Here is a 16,017-nt window from a genome sequence, read left to right as displayed (position 1 = left end):
ACGGGTTATGTAATATTCTGGAATCAAGTTCCACATTCTATGGCCGGGTTTCCCGCCAGGCCAAGGGGTGCGGCGCCGAAGTTGGGCGAAGATCGGACAATGGTTGCGCTTCGTCCGCCCGTGGCTAGAATCGCCACACTTTCACCAGGACCCACGACCATGGCCGGCAGTCAGATCGAACGCGCTTTCAGCCTTCTCGAAAGCCTCACCAGCGACCCTCGCGGCTTGCCCATGCAAACCCTGGCCGAGCAACTGGACATCCCCAAGAGCGCCACCCACCGCATGCTCGGCGAGCTGATCCGCCTGGGCTACGTGCGCCAGAACCCGGACAACAGCCGCTATCACCTGTCCACCAAGCTGGTGGCCATGGGCTTCCGCTACCTGGCCAGCAGCGGCGCCGACATCGTCCAGCCCATTCTCGACCGGCTGGCGCAGCACACCGGCGAGCTGGTGCGCCTGGGGGTGATCGACGGTGACCGCCAGACCTGGATCGCCAAGTCCCAGGGCGCGCGGTCCGGCCTGCGCTACGACCCGGAAATGGGCCGCGACGCGCCGCTGTTTTACACCGCCTCCGGCCATGCCTGGCTGGCCAGCATGAGCGACGCCCAGGCGTTGGCGCTGGTGGAGCAGCAGGGCATCGCCGACCCGGCGGACTTCGGGCCGAACGCGCCGAAATCCAACACTGAGTTGCTGCAACATTTGGAGCAGGCGCGTTCGCGGGGGTATGCGCTGGTGATGGAGAGCTCGGCGGTGGGCACCTCGGCCATTGCCGCCGTGGTGCGCCGGCCGGTGGATGGCCAGGTGGTGGGGGTGTTGAGCGTGGCCGGGCCGACGGCGCGGTTGAGCGAGGGGCGCTTGCAGGAGCTGTCGGTTGCCTTGTTGGCGGCGGCTGAAGAGCTGTCTGGCGCCAGCCCTGCTTCGGAGTTGTTCAGTTAATCAGCGAGGGCCTTGTGGGAGCTGGCTTGCCAGCGAGTTTTTGGGCCTCAACAGCTCGCTGGCAAGCCAGCTCCCACGGGGCGCAACAACGCTGCGTCTTAATCGACCACCGGCACCTTGCGCGGGGCCATCAGGTACAGCCAGGCCAAGGCGATGAAATACATGCCCGGGATGATCATGAACAACACGTGGTAGTTGTTGTTGGTCACGGTCAGGATGTAGCCCACGATCTGGGTCATGAACATGCCGCCCACCGCGGCGCACATGCCACCGAAGCCGAACACCGTGCTCATCATGTGCTTGGGCGTGTAGTCCATCACCACCGCCCAGATGTTCGCGGTCCAGGCCTGGTGCGCGGCGATCGCCAGGGAAATTGCCAGCACCGCCACCCACAGGTTGCTGGTGCCTGCGGCCCCCACCACGGCGATGATGCACAGGGCGAACATCAGCATCGAGGTCAGCCGCGCCTTCACCGGCGACACGCCACGGCCGATCAGGAACGACGACAGGATGCCGCCGCCGACGCTGCCGAAGTCAGCGCTCAGGTAGATGATGATCAGCGGGATGCCCATCTGGGTCACGTTGATGCCCAGCTGGTATTGCTGGTTCAGGAACGGTGGCAGCCAGTACAGGTAGAACCAGAACACCGGCGCGGTGATCGAGTAGGCCAGGGCGAAGGCCCAGGTGCCGCGCATGCGCAGGATGCGGTGGAACGGCACGCCCTGCTGCGCAGGCTCCGGCTCGCCCTGCACGTACTCAAGCTCGCTCTGCTTCACCCGCGGGTGGTCTTCGGGGTTGTAGTATTTCAGGCCCCAGAACACCACCCAGGTCAGGCCCAGGCAGGCCATGCAGATGAACGCCGCCTGCCAGCCCCACACGGTGAGGATCAACGGCAGCATCACCGGGGTGATCATCGCGCCGACGTTGGTGCCGGCGTTGAAGATGCCGGTGGCCACGGCGCGCTCGCCGGCCGGGAACCACAGGCGCGTGGTCTTCACGCAGGCCGGGTAGTTGGCGGCCTCGGTCAGGCCGAGGATGAAGCGGCACACCATGAAGCCGGCGGCGGAGGTCGCCAGGCCGTGCAGGCCGGTTGCCAGGCTCCACAGCAGCACCGCGCAGAAGAACACGCGCTTGACCCCGACCTTGTCGATCAGCCGGCCCTGCAGCACGAAGCCGATGGCGTAGCCCACCTGGAACCAGAAGTTGATGTTGGCGTAGTCCATCGCCGTCCAGCTCATTTCCTTGGCCAGGATAGGCTGCATCACGCCCAGGGCGGCGCGGTCGATGTAGTTCAGGGTGGTGGCGAAGAACACCAGGGCGAGCATGCCCCAGCGGGTCTTGCCCACGGCAAGGGCACCGCGGATTTTCTCGCCCATGCTGGCATGGCGAGGCACGAGAGCATTTACAGCGTGCATGTGAGTTACCCGATTCTTGAAATTTTTATGGAGTAGCGCTGCGCTGAAGGTCTGTGGGTATAAGACATTCAGTTTCACTTGTCGGTTGGCTTTTGGCCGCGTGACGGACTTCAATGGGGGTTGGGATGTTGGCGATCAGCCGAAAAATCGTCAATTGAAGAGGCCGCTTTCCGGTCGATAATCGCACACAAAACTAACTGGTTCGTACGCGTCAAATTTGCGGTATAAATTAGCTTCCAAGAATTCTTTCAACCCGTTGCAGGCGCGCCTGACGCTCGCGACGGACACCGGTCAGCTGCCCAGATGCGCACCCGTGAAGTGCCCTGTCGGCGGCCCCATGGAGCTGAACCATGCATCGTTCGATTGCCACCGTCTCCCTGAGCGGTACCCTGCCGGAAAAACTCGAAGCCATCGCCGCGGCGGGTTTCGACGGCGTCGAGATCTTCGAAAACGACCTCCTGTACTACGACGGCAGCCCCCGTGAGATCCGCCAGATGTGCGCCGATCTGGGCATCGCCATCACCCTGTTCCAACCCTTCCGTGATTTCGAAGGCTGCCGCCGCGACCGCCTGGCCCGCAACCTCGACCGCGCCGAGCGCAAGTTCGACCTGATGCAGGAACTGGGCACCGACCTGGTGCTGGTGTGCAGCAACGCCTCGGCCGACTCGGTGGGCGACCGCCAGATCCTGATTGACGACCTGCACCTGCTGGCCGAGCACGCCGGCAAGCGCGACCTGCGCATCGGCTACGAAGCCCTGGCCTGGGGCAAGCACGTCAACACCTACCAGCAGGTGTGGGACATCGTCAAAACCGCCGACCACCCCAACCTGGGCGTGCTGCTGGACAGCTTCCACACCCTGTCGCTGAAGGGCGACCCGGCGGCCATCGCCGACATCCCGGGCGACAAGATCTTCTTCGTGCAGATGGCCGACGCGCCGATCCTGAACATGGACGTGCTGGAGTGGAGCCGCCACTTCCGCTGCTTCCCGGGCCAGGGCGAGTTCGACCTGCCGGGCTTCCTGGCACCCATCATCAAGTCGGGCTACACCGGCCCGCTGTCGCTGGAAATCTTCAACGACGGGTTCCGCGCCGCGCCGCCGCGTGCCAACGCCGCCGACGGCCTGCGGTCGCTGCTGTACCTTGAAGAGAAGACCCGCAAGCTGCTGGAAAAGGAAAGCACCCCGGTGCCGAACCTGGACATCCTGTTCTCGCCGCCCGAGGCCGATCAGTACGATGGCGTCGAGTTCCTGGAGTTCGCGGTGGACGAAGCCCAGGGCGCCAAGCTGGGCACCTGGCTGGAGCAACTGGGCTTCGCCAAGGCCGGCCAGCACAAGTCCAAGGCCGTGAGCCTGATGCGCCAGGGCGACATCAACCTGATCCTCAACTCCGAGCCGTACTCGTTCGCCCACAACTTCTTCGAGTCCCACGGCCCGTCGCTGTGCGCCACCGCCATCCGCGTGAAGGACAGCGCCAAGGCGCTGGAGCGCGCCGTGGCCTACAAGGGCCAGCCGTTCCGTGGCCTGGTAGGCCCCAACGAGCGTGAACTGGCCGCCGTGCGTGCCCCCGATGGCAGCCTGATCTACCTGGTGGACCAGGACGACCAGGGCCGCACCATCTACGACACCGACTTCAGCATCCAGGAAGTCAAGCCAAGCCCGCTGGGCCTCAAGCGCATCGACCACATGGCCATGGCGCTGCCGCCGGACAACCTCGACAACTGGACGCTGTTCTACAAGAGCCTGCTGGACTTCACCGCCGACGACGAAGTGGTGCTGCCCGACCCTTACGGCCTGGTGAAAAGCCGCGCCATCCGCAGCCGCGACAGCTCCATCCGCCTGCCGCTGAACATCTCGGAAAACCGCAACACGGCCATTTCCCACGCGCTGTCCACCTACCGTGGCTCGGGCGTGCACCACATCGCCTTCGACTGCGACGACATTTTCGCCGCCGTCACCAAGGCCAAGGAAGCCGGGCTGGCGCTGCTGGACATCCCGCTGAACTACTACGACGACCTGGCCGCGCGCTTCGACTTCGATGACGAATTCCTCAGCGAGCTGGCCTACTACAACGTGCTCTACGACCGTGACGCCAACGGCGGCGAGCTGTTCCACGTGTACACCGAACCCTTCGAAGACCGCTTCTTCTTCGAAATCATCCAGCGTCGCAATGGTTATGCCGGCTATGGCGCGGCTAACGTAGCGGTGCGCCTGGCGGCCATGGCCAAGGCGCGCAACAAGGGTGTCCGCCACGCCAAACTGTAACCATTTGTAGATAACTGCAAGCCTTTGGTTGTATACCAAGGCTTGCAGGCTTCCTTCGCCGCGCTGGCCGCTCCATAATTGCCGCTGTTTAACGATGGCCGTGAGCCCAGAATGACAACAATGACAGAACGCTCCGTGGACACCGCCGAAGCGCAACCACGCAAGAGCCGCAAGAACAACCCTGAGAAAACCCGCGAGAACATTCTCCAGGCGGCAATCGCCGAGTTCGTCCAGCAGGGCCTGGCGGGTGCACGGGTAGACGCCATTGCCGAGCGCACGCAAACCTCCAAGCGCATGATCTACTACTACTTCGGCAGCAAGGAGCAGTTGTACGTCGAGGTGCTGGAAAAACTCTACGGCGACATCCGCAGCACCGAGGTGGACCTGCACCTGGGTGAGTTGGAGCCAAAGGAAGGTATCCGCCGCCTGGTGGAATTCACCTTCGACCACCACGACCGCAACGTCGATTTCGTCCGCATCGTTTGTAACGAAAACATGCACAAAGGCGAGTACATCAAGCAATCCTCGGCGATTCGCGCGATGAACAAGACCGTGCTGCATGCCCTCGACGAAGTGCTGGAACGCGGTGCCAAGGCCGGGCTGTTCCGCCAGGGGCTGGCCGCGCTGGACGTGCACCTGCTGATCAGCTCGTTCTGCTTCTACCGCGTGTCCAACAAGCACACCTTCGGCGAGATCTTCCAGATCGACTTCAGCGAGGAAGCGCACAAGGTGCGTCATCGCGAGATGATCGTGGAGACGGTGCTGCGTTACCTGCAACCCTGACCTCCGGCCGGGCCAGGTCCAGGCCGGCGATGTGGCCGAAGGTCAGCGCCGGCCCCAGGGTGATGCCGCCACTGGGGTAATGGCCGCCCATGATGCTGGACATGTCGTTGCCCACCGCATAGAGCCCTTCGATGACCTGCCCTTGTGCACCCAGCACGCGGGCACGGGCGTCGGTGGCCAGGCCCGTGAACGTGCCCAGGCTGCCGGGTTCCAGCTTTACCGCATAAAACGGCCCACGGGCCAGCTCGCCCAGCGACGGGTTGGGGCCGTGCAGCGCTTCGCCCTGGGCGCGGTTGTAGGCCGACGCGCCGCGCCCGAAGGCAGGGTCGCGGCCGTCCCGGGCGCCGGCGTTGAAGTTATCCACAGTGCGCTGCAGTTGCTGCGCGTCGATGCCACAGCGCCCGGCCAGTTCGGCCAGGGTGCGGCCCTTGAGCAGGTACCCTTCGCGTCGTAGCCGAAGATTGAGGAACGGGAACGGCCGCGCCGCGCCCAGGCCGTAGCGGCGCTGGGCCTTGTGGTCGCAGATCAGCCAGCAGTGTGGCGCGCGCGGGTGGGGCGCGTGAGCGAACAGCGCCTGCATGAAGTCGTGGTAGGAATCGGCCTCGTTGGTGAAGCGCTGGCCGTTGTCGAGCACTGCGATGAAGCCGGGCTTGGCGCGGTCCAGTAGGTGTGGAAAGGCGCCGTTGGCGGTTTTCGACACCGGTGCCCAGGCCGCCGCGTGGGCCAGCGGCGGGGCTGCGCCGCCCGCCTGTTCGCCCAGGCGCAGACCGTCGCCGGTGTTTGCCACAGGCGCGGCCGACAGGTGGTTGGCGTGCCCGAACGTCGCCGCGATGCGCCCGGCGTCATGGGCGAAGCCGCCCGCCGCCAGCACCACGCCACGCCGCGCGCGCAACTGGCCGTTGGGCAACTGCGCACCCACTACCCGCGCACCGTCGTATAGCAGGCTGAGCGCGGGCGCTTCGGTGCGCAGCTCCACCCCCAGGTCCAGGGCACTGCGCAGCAGCCGCGCCACCAGCGCGTTGCCGTTTACCAGGTGCAGGCCGCGGCCATGCAGCAGGCGGTCGCGCCAATGCCGCAGCAAGCGGCCCGCTACGTAGACGGCCGAGCGCAGCGAGCGCGTGGCGTTGAAGAAATGCGCCAGGTCAGCGCCACCGGCGATGCCCATGCCGCCCAGGCTGATCAGCCCCAGCGGCGGCCGCAGCCTGGGCAAGCAATCGCCCAGCAGCCGGCCATCGAAGGGCTGCGCGCACAGCGAGCGCCCGCCACTGGCAGCGCCGGGGCCGGCGTGCATGTCGGGCATGCGGCTGCCGGAATAGAACTGCACCTGGGTGTGGCGCTGAAAGAAGTCGACCATCGCCGGCCCATGGCGCAGGTAGGCTTGAAGACGCTCGTCCAGCACCTCGGTATGCAATTGCTGGCGCAGGTAGGTTTCCACCGCGCCGGGCGCTTCCACCTGGCCGTCGGCCACGGCCAGCGGGTTGCCCGGTATCCACAACCAGCCGCCGGACCAGGCGCTGGTACCGCCCAGTTGATGGTGCTTCTCGGCGACGATCACCTTGAGCCCGGCATGGGCGGCGGTCACGGCAGCGGCAAGGCCCGCGGCCCCCGAGCCGATGACCAGTACGTCGCAGTCAAAATTGTCGGAGGCGTTCATGGCAGGCCCTTTATTTAAGCGGCGAGAACGCGGTCGGCCGCATCATCCGCGACTCCAGCTTCACCACCGCGTCCAGCTCCTTGTTCTTGCGGCTGAACTCCATCCAGCGGCTGTCGGCGGCCATGGCGGTGCGGCGGGCCATGCGGTCGTCCAGGCTTTCCCAGGCCCAGATGTGCACCACCTGGTTTACGTCGCCGATTTCGGTGGTGAAGAACCCCACCAATTGGCCCAGGTGCTCGGTCTGCACCGCCAGCGCATCGCTCTGGTACAGCGCCAGCCAGTCGGTCAGCTTGGTGGGTTTGAGGGTGTAGGTGCGCAGTTCGTAGAACATGATCAAGCCTCGAGTGGGGTAGTGTGGCCGGCGCGCAGGCGCGCGGCGGCGTGGGTAGCGGCGATGTAGCCGAAGGTCAGGCCCGGGCCGATGGTGATGCCGGGGCCGGGGTAGGTGCCGTCCATGATCGAGTTCATGTCATTGCCGGCGGCGTACAGCCCGGCGATGGGCTGGCCCTGGCGGTCGAGGACGTTGGCGTTGGCGTCAGTGACCAGCCCGCGCGCCGAGCCCAGGTCGCCGGTCTCCACGCGGATGGCGTACCAGGGCGCGCGGGTCAGCGGTGCCAGGCACGGGTTGGGCCCGTGGTGCGGGTCGCCCAGGGAACGGTTGTAACTGTTGCCGCCCTTGGCGAACGCAGTGTCTGTGCCGGTCACGGCGTCGGCGTTGTGCTGGCGCAGGGTGGCGGCGAGCCCGGCGGGGTCGATGCCGATCTGCCGTGCCAGCTGTTCGGCACTGTCGGCGCGGTGCAGGTAGCCGGCGTCGATCAAGGCGCTGTTATCCACAGGCCGCGGCCGTGCCAGGCCCATGCCGTAGGCGTTCAGGGCCTGGGCATCGGCGATCAGCCAGCACGGCGCGTTGCCGTCCTGCTGCATGGCCTGGACGAAGCTGTGGTACGAATTCGCCTCGTTGACGAAGCGCAGCCCGTGGCGGTTCACGGCGATGATGCCGGGCTTGGCACGGTCGGTGACCAGGTGCGGGAAGCGCTCGGTCTCGCCATTGGCGCGGCGCAGCTGCGACACCGGCGCCCAGAAGAAGTCCGCCGCCAGGCCTTCGCCCAGGCGGGCGCCCACGGCAGTGGCCAGGGCCTGGCTGTCGCCGCTGTTGCCAGCGGGCGACATGGTCAGGTGCCCGGGGCCGGTGGCAGGGCGGCGCTGGCCGGCGTCGGCGGCCGCGGCAAAGCCACCCGCCGCGCACACCACGCCGGCACGGGCCTGCACCCGCAGGTCCTGGCCGTTGTGGCGAATCACCAGGCCAGTCACCGCGCCATCGTTGGTCACCAGCTGGGTGGCCTGGGCCTTGAGCCACAGTTGCACGCCCTTGTCGAAGGCCGTGGTGGCCAGCCGCGCGATCAGCGCGTTGCCCACGGTAAGCCGGGTGCCACGGTCATGGCTGAGGCGGTCGCGGCCGTAGCGCGCCATCAGTTTCAAGCAATGCCACAGCGAGCGCGGCGAGCGGCGGAAACTCAGGAAGTGCTGGATGTCCACGCGGTTGACCATCATGCCGCCGAACAGCAGCATGCCTGGCGTGGGCTTGCGCAGGTGCTTGAACGCCGGGCCTAGGCGGCGGCCATCGTATTCCACCATCTCCAGGGCCCGGCCGGTGTCGGTGGCGCCCGGCTCGTCGGGGTAGTAATCGGGCGAGAACGGTCGCAGGGCGTATTGCAGTTCGCTGTGCTGTTCCAGATAGCGCAGGGCTTCGGCGCCGCGTTCGATGTAGGCCTCGATCAGTTCGGCGCGGTAGCCGGGGCCGATGGTGCGTTTGAGGTAGGTGCGCACTGCCTCGGCGTTGTCCTGCACGCCGGCGGCGCGGGCCTGGTCGGTGCCGTGCACCCACACCGCGCCGCCGGAGATCGCCGAGGTGCCGCCGAAGGTCTCGGCCTTTTCCACCAGCAGCACGCTCAGGCCACGGCAGGCGGCAGTGGTGGCGGCGGCGAAACCGGCGGCACCACTGCCCAGCACCACCAGGTCGAAGGCGTGGGTCCAGGGTTGTACAGCTGCGTTCATGGCGGGTTCCTCAGGCGTCTTCGGGCGTCACGCCCATGAAGGCGCCGAGGTTGCCCATCTGCGCGCGGGCCATTTCCGGGCCGGTCTGGATGCGGCAGCCCTGGGCGCGGGCCTGGGCCAGCAGCGGGGTGATCTGCGGCGATGTCACCACGTCGGCCACCAGCGCGGCGCTGGGCAAGGTGGCCAGCTGTTCGGCGGGGAGCGCCATCTGCCCGGTGTCGCCCATGCCGACCGGGGTGGCGTTGACCACCAGGTCGAAGGCGCTCAGGTCAGTGTAGGTGGCTTGCACGTCCAGGCGCGGAAAGGCCTTGAGCAGGATCCCGCGCAGTACGTCAACTTGGGCGGCACGCACGTCGGCGATCACCAGCTGCGCCAGGCCGGCTTCGGCCAGTGCATAGGCAATGGCCGCACCGACGCCACCGGCGCCCACCACCAGCGCGCGCTTGCCGGCGGCCTGGAAGCCGTGGGCGGCGGCGGCCTTGAGGAAACCGGTGCCGTCCAGGTGGTCGCCCACCAGCCGGCCATCGGCTTCACGGCGGATCACATTGGCCATGCCCAGCGCGGCGGCGCGTTCGGTCAGGGCGTCCAGCAGCGGTGCCACGGCCTGCTTGTACGGCACCGTCACCACGCAACCGCGCAGGTTGTGCCAGCCGCGCAGGGTGTGGATGAACGCTGGCAGCGCGTCGGCGCCCATGTCCACCGGCAGCATGGCGATGTCGCGGTCGTTGTCGGCGAACCAGCGGTTGAAGTTTTCCGGGGATTTAACCTGGGCGATGGGCGTGCCGAGAATGGCCACCAGCTGCGTCGAGCCGCGAATCATGTCGATCTCCTGGACCGTTGCCTGTTGTTGTCAGGCCATGGTGCGGCGGGCGGCAGAGGGCGACAACGCGGCAGAACGCGGTTTCAGTTGTTAATCGCGGGGGTACTGCGATAATCGCACTATCGATCGATAATTCCTGCCGGGGCCGTGATGAAGCAACCGACCATTCATGACCGTGACCTGATCGCCGGGCTGCAGAAGGGCCTGGCCTTGATGCAGCTGTTCAGCGAAGACCATCCGCGCCTGACCGTGCCGCTGGCGGCCAGCCTGTCGGGGCTGACCCAGAGTGCAACGCGGCGCTTCCTGCTGACGTTGGTGCACGAGCGCTTCGTCGAAACCGATGGCCGTCACTACTGGCTGACTGCCAAGGCCTTGCGCATCGGCCAGGCCTACGTCGATTCGGCGCAGCTGCCACGCATGCTGCGGCCCATCGTCGAGCAGGTCGCGCGTACTACCCAGGAACACGTGTCGGTGGGCGTGCGCGACGGTGATGACATCATCCACGTGGTGCGCAGCCGCTACAGCCATGTGTCGTCGCTGTCGATCCGGCCGGGCTCGCGCCTGCCGCTGTATTGCACGGCCAGTGGCCGGGTGTGGCTGGCGACACTGGAGCCCGACGAGCTGCAAGCCTACCTGGACAGCGTGGAATTGCGCGCGCTGACGCCCTACACCCGGACCAGTGTCGCGGCCTTGCAGGAAGAGTTGGCGCGGGTGCGCGAGCAGGGTTTCTGCTGCGTGGACCAGGAGTACGAGGTGGGGATGGCGGTGCTGAGCGTGCCGCTGCGCGACCGCAAGGGGGAGCTGAAGGCGAGCCTGTCGATCACTACCCAGGTGGCCCGGCTGAGCACCCAGGCCATGCAGCAGCGCTACCTGCCGGCGCTGTACGAGGCCCAGGCGCTGCTGCGGCCGGTGTTGTGAGGCTGGACGCGGCCTACGGCCGCTGCTACGGGATTTCGTAGCAGCGGCCGCAGGCCGCGTCAGGGGCTTACATGCTGTTGAAATGCGCCGTCATGCGATCGGCATCCGGCACGATGCCGCTGAACAGCTCGAACGCCTTCACCGCCTGGAACACCGCCATGGTGCCGCCGTCCAGGGTGCGCGCGCCCAGGGCACGGGCGGTGCGCAGCAGCTCGGTTTCCAGCGGGAAGTAGACGATCTCGGCTACCCACAGGTCCTTGCGCAGCAGCTCGGCCGGCACCGGCATGCCCGGCAGCTTGGCCATGCCCATGGGCGTGGTGTTGACCATGCCGTCGGCCTCGTTCATGGCGGCGGCCAGGTCGCTGCCGGCACGGGCGCGGTTGCCCGGGAAGTGCTGGTTGAGGTTGTCGGCCAGGTCCTGGGCGCGGCTGGCGTCCACGTCGAAGATGGTCAGCTGCTGCACGCCCTCGATCAGCAGCGCGTGGGCCACGGCCGCACCGGCGCCACCGGCACCCATCTGCACCACGCGTTCGCGTGCGGCGCCGTCCATGCCACGGCGGAAGCCTTCGGCGAAGCCCAGGCAGTCGGTGTTGTGGCCGACGCGCTTGCCGTCCTTGAGCACCACGGTGTTCACCGCGCCGATGCCACGGGCCTCGGGCGACAGGTCATCGAGCAGCGGAATGATCGCCTGCTTGCACGGGAAGGTGATGTTCAGGCCGGTGTAGGCCATGCGCTGGGCGGCGGTCAGCAGTTCTTCCAGGTGGCTGGTGTCGAGCTTCAGTTGGTCCAGGTCGATCAGGCGGTACAGGTAGCCGATGTCCTGGGCGGCGCCTTCGCGCTCGTGCAGGGCAGGGGTGCGCGAGGCCTGGATGCCAGCGCCAATCAGGCCGGCCAGTACGCTGGTTTTCTTGTTCTGGGACATGCGAGTTAACCCTTGTTGTTCAACAGGTGGCCGACGTGTTCAAGCGCCAACCGATAGCCATGGGTGCCAAAGCCACACAGCACCGCCACGGCCATGCCGGAGATGTAGCTGTGGTGGCGGAACGATTCGCGTGCGTGCACGTTGCTGATGTGCACTTCGATCACCGGCAGCTCGCTGGCGGTCAGGGCATCGCGAATGGCAATGGAGGTGTGGGTCCAGGCACCCGGGTTGATCACGATCGCTGCGCAGCGGCCGCGGGCCTGGTGAATCCAGTCGATGGCTTCGCCTTCATGGTTGCTCTGGCGGAATTCGACCACAAGGTCGCGCTCCTGGGCAGTGCGGGCACACAGGGCAGAGACGTCGGCCAGGGTTTCGCGGCCATAGGTGGCGGGCTCGCGGGTGCCGAGCATATTGAGGTTAGGGCCGTTGAGCACCAGTACGGTACGGCTCATGGGGGACTCTCCCTTGTTATTTTTGGTGTGAGACGGTGAAGCAGGGTGCCTATAAATTGTACTAACCAGTTAATTTGGTCAAATTAATTTGTGCCCGAGAATGTCTCGTCAGACAAACCGACACAATTCAACATGGCGTTACGTTTGATCCTCATTTGCGATACGCCCTAAGATGCCGCCCTCATGCGTCACTTTCCAGGGAATCGGTTGTTGTCGGATACGGAACTCTCGGGCCTCTATCTCGGCCATGCCCGGGCCCTGCGCGGCTACCTCACCCAGCGCCTGGGCGACCCGCAATTGGCGGCCGACCTGGTGCAGGACGCCTACCTGCGCCTGGTGGAGCAACACTGCCAGGGCAAGCCGTGCCCAGCGCCGGCCTACCTGTACCGCACCGCCCGCAACCTGCTGGTGGACCACCTGCGCCAGCAGCAACGGCGCAACACCCAGCCGCTGACGCCCGAGCTGATCGCCACCCTGGAGGCGCCCGACGCCTGCGTGGAAATCCGCGCCATGTTCGAGCAGCAGCGCCAGGCCCTGCGCGACGCCATTGAAGCCCTGCCGCCGCGCACCCGCGAGGTGCTGCAACTGAACCGCCTGGAAGGCCTGACCCACACCGAGGTTGCCTGCAGGATGGAAATTTCCGACAGCTGCGTGCAGAAGCATCTGGCAAAAGGACTCGCCATGATCATGCAGCGTTTGCAGTAGGACTGTGGGAAATGCCCTACGACAAATGTAGGGCGACAGTGGCATAGTCAGGGCTTCGCCTACCACCGAGCCTTGCCGTGAACCCAGCGCCTCTGCCCCCGCACCTGATTGAAACCGCCGCCCGCTGGCTGGTCCGCCAGCAGGCCGGTGAACTCAGCCCGGTCGAGCAGGCCGAACTCGCCCAATGGCTGGCCCAGGACCTGCGGCACGCCCAAGCCTTGGCGTTCGCGCGGCAGACCTGGGCGGCATTAGGTGCGTTGGATTAACGCCCGCCAGGGCTGATACAAATTAATTTACTGAGTTTTCCCCGCTGCAGCGTCTTGCTACCGAGATTCATTCTCATCACAAGCAACTGCCAACAAGGGAAACTCAATGTCTGTCACCCACCGCAAGGCAACCCCGGCGACCTGCCGGCTCGCACTTGCCATCCACATGGGCTTGTTCACGCTGCTGGCCGGGGAAGGGCTGGCGTACGCGGACGAGCGCCGAGGCACCAGCGCCCAGTCGCGTACCCAGGCCTTCGACATCCCCGAACAGCCGCTGAAGCAGGCAGTCGAGCAATTCGTCCAGCTTACTGGCGTCACGCTGCTGTATGACAACCGCCTGCTGGCCGGCCTGCGCAGCACCGCACTCAAGGGCAGCTACACCGCGCAAGCGGCGCTGGGGCAGATCATCAGCGGCCACCCGCTGATACTGCGCCACGGCGAAAACGGCCACCTCAGCCTGGTGCCGCGCCCCGGCGCCGTCGACGGTGGCGCGCTGGAACTGGACATGATCGACATCAGCGCCGACGCCGACACCCCCGCCAAGGCTGGCGACTGGGTGTACCACGAGCCGCGCGGCGTCTCGCACATCAGCCGCCGCATGATCGACAACCGCCCGCCGCGCCACAGCGCCGACATGCTCGAGGAAAGCACCGGCGTCTACACCGCCGTCAACCAGCGCGACCCCGGCTTGTCGGTGAACATCCGCGGCGTCCAGGACTACGGCCGCGTGAACATGAACATCGATGGCATGCGCCAGAATTTCAACGTCAGCGGCCACCAGCAGCGCAACGGCGTGATCCTGGTGGACCCGGAGATGGTGGCCGGCGTCGATATCGAAAAAGGCACCCAGGCCGGCCAGGGCGGCGCGGGCGTGCTGGGCGGCATCGCGACGTTTCGCACGTTCCAGGCCAGCGATTTCCTGCAGGACGGCAAGGACGTCGGCGGCCGCGTGCGGGTGGGGCACGGGATTGGCAAGTTGGGCAACGGCACGCACTTCAATGGCAGCGGGGTGTTGGCGATTGGTGATGAGCGTGGGGATATCTTGCTGGGGGTGAGTGAGCGGCGGTTCGGGGATTATCGGGCGGGGAATAATAATGATCGGCGGTTGGGGGAGCAGTTGGGTAGTCGAAACTTATCCGAAGAGACATTTCGCAAGTGGTTGGCGTCGGACGTGGATTTTATGGATGGGGCCAATCGTTCGCAGATGCTCAAGTTTGGTTTGAATCTACCTAATGATCAGCGGATTCAAGCGAGTTACCTGCGTATCAGTGCGGATGGTGCAACTGCCGGGCCGTTGTTGGGGCAGCCATTCGCAGGATATATCCGTATTAACCGCGATAGGATGAATGTCCAGAACTATGCACTGGACTACAGCTACCAACCAGAAAACCCGCTGGTGGACGTTCAGGCCAAGGCCTACTTCGTTGACACTCGGCTTGCGCGTTGGAACAAGGGGCATGAAGCATCGAAAGATTCGGGTAACGCCATTGCGCCGTTTGATTCGCTATACCGTACATCGACGTGGGGCATGCAGCTGCAGAACGTGGCGCGATTCGATCATGGCAACCACGGGCAATCGCGATGGACGGTGGGTGGAGAGGTTTTTCATGACAACTTCAGTCCCCAAAGCGACTTCAAGCCCGCAAAGAATCAGGACACTACGCCATTGATTATTGGCGCCACTCCCGAGGGGAATCGCGCCATGGCCAGCGTTTTCAACCGCTGGCAGTACGAATACGGTGGTTGGCTGACCGCTGATGCAGGATTTCGCTACGACCAATTTCGGGCTTACGGCGAGTCGCATTCCACACGATATGAGTATCCACCGGTTGGATTTCATTACTACCGAAAACGTCCGGTCGAGCATCGTGACAATGTCGATGTAAGCGGCGGGCGTTGGTCGCCGAATTTTGGGCTGGGCATCAAGCCTGGTGTCGAATGGGCGCAGCTTTATGCCAGTTGGGGGCGGGGGTGGCGGCCACCTAGCGTAACCGAAATGTTCATGTCCGGAAGCCCTCACTCGCGTGGTGGGAGCGCCCTGTTATTCCCAAATCCTACGCTTGAGCCGGAGTCTTCGACGAATTGGGAGCTGGGTTTAAATATATTCAAGCGATCAATGTTGGTAGCAGGTGATCGCTTTGCAATGAAGGTGAATTATTTTGATACTCGCATTGATAATATGATGTTTTTGATGCTTGAGGTGATTCCTCCAAGAACTGATCCGTATGGTCGATTTGCAAATCTCGCTAACGTAAACAATCAGAAACAAGTGCGCTATCGTGGGGTTGAGTATCAGCTTGATTACGATCTTGAACGGGTTTATGCTAATTTTACTTACACAAGATTGATTGGGCAAAACACTTTCTGTGGTCCCTCGCATTTCATGGGCGGTGCGACGAAGGCGATCAGTGCGCCTCATAGTGAAAAATACCTATTCTTAAATGACGCTGAAGCAAATAAGGAAGTTAGGTGTAACTTTATCGTTGGTAATGCAACGTATACACCGGCAGATAAGGGCTCAGTGACGCTGGGTGCCCGGTTCTTTGAAAAAAAGCTTGATGTCGGGCTCCGTGCAAGATACAGCGCAGGTTACGGCAAAGACCTGGATAAAGGCGCGAATCGCCAGCGTTGGGATTTGGCAGCTTGGCCTTCCTACATTGCCTATGATCTATACGGAAGTTACGCCGTGACAAAAAAGCTCAGCGCTTTTCTTGCGTTGGAAAATGCAACGGATGAGGCTTACTTTGTGCCAAAAGCTGATTTCGAGAATCTTGCAATCGCGCGTGGGCGAACCCTGACTGGAACTTTACAGTACAGCTTCTAAAGAATT

General features: G+C 64.6%; 14 protein-coding genes. 7 read left to right on the top strand and 7 right to left on the bottom strand.

Annotated features, from left to right (window positions below; genetic code table 11):
- Positions 1 to 159 precede the first annotated feature (159 nt).
- Positions 160 to 936, top strand: a complete 777-nt coding sequence (locus RAM80_RS13455) for an IclR family transcriptional regulator (protein ID WP_416427021.1) — start codon at positions 160 to 162, stop codon at positions 934 to 936.
- A 98-nt stretch (positions 937 to 1,034) separates the two neighbouring features.
- Here the strand turns inward: RAM80_RS13455 and RAM80_RS13450 are convergent, their stop codons facing one another.
- Positions 1,035 to 2,351 (bottom strand): MFS transporter, encoded by a 1,317-nt coding sequence (locus RAM80_RS13450; RefSeq protein WP_416427020.1) that lies wholly within the window; start codon positions 2,349 to 2,351, stop codon positions 1,035 to 1,037.
- A gap of 350 nt (positions 2,352 to 2,701) precedes the next feature.
- On the opposite strand from RAM80_RS13450, the gene quiC reads away from it, so the two are divergent.
- Both quiC and RAM80_RS13440 read left to right on the top strand, forming a co-directional pair.
- Positions 2,702 to 4,612, top strand: a complete 1,911-nt coding sequence (quiC, locus tag RAM80_RS13445; RefSeq protein WP_416427019.1) for a 3-dehydroshikimate dehydratase QuiC — start codon at positions 2,702 to 2,704, stop codon at positions 4,610 to 4,612.
- 111 nt (positions 4,613 to 4,723) lie between these two features.
- Positions 4,724 to 5,395 carry a TetR/AcrR family transcriptional regulator gene (locus RAM80_RS13440; RefSeq protein ID WP_416427018.1) on the top strand — a complete coding sequence of 224 codons (672 nt, stop codon included), beginning with the start codon at positions 4,724 to 4,726 and terminating at the stop codon, positions 5,393 to 5,395.
- Here RAM80_RS13440 and RAM80_RS13435 read toward each other — a convergent pair.
- The 4 genes from RAM80_RS13435 to RAM80_RS13420 are packed head-to-tail and all read right to left on the bottom strand — an operon-like array spanning position 5,322 to position 9,924.
- Positions 5,322 to 7,049: an FAD-dependent oxidoreductase gene (locus RAM80_RS13435; RefSeq protein ID WP_416427017.1), complete on the bottom strand. Its 1,728-nt coding sequence runs from the start codon at positions 7,047 to 7,049 to the stop codon at positions 5,322 to 5,324. The genes RAM80_RS13440 and RAM80_RS13435 overlap by 74 nt on opposite strands.
- Before the next feature lie 10 nt (positions 7,050 to 7,059).
- On the bottom strand, positions 7,060 to 7,380 hold the full coding sequence (locus RAM80_RS13430; RefSeq protein WP_416427016.1) for an NIPSNAP family protein: 321 nt from the start codon (positions 7,378 to 7,380) through the stop codon (positions 7,060 to 7,062).
- Between the two features lie 2 nt (positions 7,381 to 7,382).
- Positions 7,383 to 9,104: an FAD-dependent oxidoreductase gene (locus RAM80_RS13425; protein ID WP_416427015.1), complete on the bottom strand. Its 1,722-nt coding sequence runs from the start codon at positions 9,102 to 9,104 to the stop codon at positions 7,383 to 7,385.
- Between the two features lie 10 nt (positions 9,105 to 9,114).
- Positions 9,115 to 9,924 carry a shikimate dehydrogenase family protein gene (locus tag RAM80_RS13420; RefSeq protein ID WP_416427014.1) on the bottom strand — a complete coding sequence of 270 codons (810 nt, stop codon included), beginning with the start codon at positions 9,922 to 9,924 and terminating at the stop codon, positions 9,115 to 9,117.
- 150 nt (positions 9,925 to 10,074) lie between these two features.
- Between RAM80_RS13420 and RAM80_RS13415 the strand changes: the two genes are divergently transcribed.
- On the top strand, positions 10,075 to 10,842 hold the full coding sequence (locus RAM80_RS13415) for an IclR family transcriptional regulator domain-containing protein (protein ID WP_416427013.1): 768 nt from the start codon (positions 10,075 to 10,077) through the stop codon (positions 10,840 to 10,842).
- Between the two features lie 67 nt (positions 10,843 to 10,909).
- On the opposite strand, the gene RAM80_RS13410 is transcribed toward RAM80_RS13415, so the two are convergent.
- A complete protein-coding gene (locus RAM80_RS13410) occupies positions 10,910 to 11,764 on the bottom strand; it encodes a shikimate dehydrogenase (RefSeq protein ID WP_416427012.1) in 855 nt (284 codons plus the stop codon).
- A gap of 5 nt (positions 11,765 to 11,769) precedes the next feature.
- Entirely contained in the window at positions 11,770 to 12,216 is a 447-nt protein-coding gene (gene aroQ, locus RAM80_RS13405; RefSeq protein WP_416427011.1) for a type II 3-dehydroquinate dehydratase, read from the bottom strand.
- 210 nt (positions 12,217 to 12,426) lie between these two features.
- Between aroQ and RAM80_RS13400 the strand changes: the two genes are divergently transcribed.
- The 3 genes from RAM80_RS13400 (at position 12,427) to RAM80_RS13390 (ending at position 16,011) form a co-directional block, all read left to right on the top strand.
- Complete coding sequence (locus RAM80_RS13400) at positions 12,427 to 12,921, top strand: RNA polymerase sigma factor (RefSeq protein ID WP_416427010.1); 495 nt, start codon at positions 12,427 to 12,429, stop codon at positions 12,919 to 12,921.
- Between the two features lie 77 nt (positions 12,922 to 12,998).
- On the top strand, positions 12,999 to 13,187 hold the full coding sequence (locus RAM80_RS13395; protein WP_416427009.1) for a FecR/PupR family sigma factor regulator: 189 nt from the start codon (positions 12,999 to 13,001) through the stop codon (positions 13,185 to 13,187).
- Positions 13,188 to 13,293: 106 nt separating this feature from the next.
- The gene (locus RAM80_RS13390) at positions 13,294 to 16,011 is read left to right on the top strand and encodes a TonB-dependent hemoglobin/transferrin/lactoferrin family receptor (protein WP_416427008.1); all 2,718 of its coding nucleotides are present in this window, start codon (positions 13,294 to 13,296) and stop codon (positions 16,009 to 16,011) included.
- Positions 16,012 to 16,017: the final 6 nt, after the last annotated feature.

The organism is Pseudomonas sp. App30 (assembly GCF_047947025.1).
Lineage (GTDB): Bacteria > Pseudomonadota > Gammaproteobacteria > Pseudomonadales > Pseudomonadaceae > Aquipseudomonas.
The sequence above is the reverse complement of the archived record's forward strand: the minus strand, read 5'-3'. Positions and strand labels throughout refer to the sequence as shown.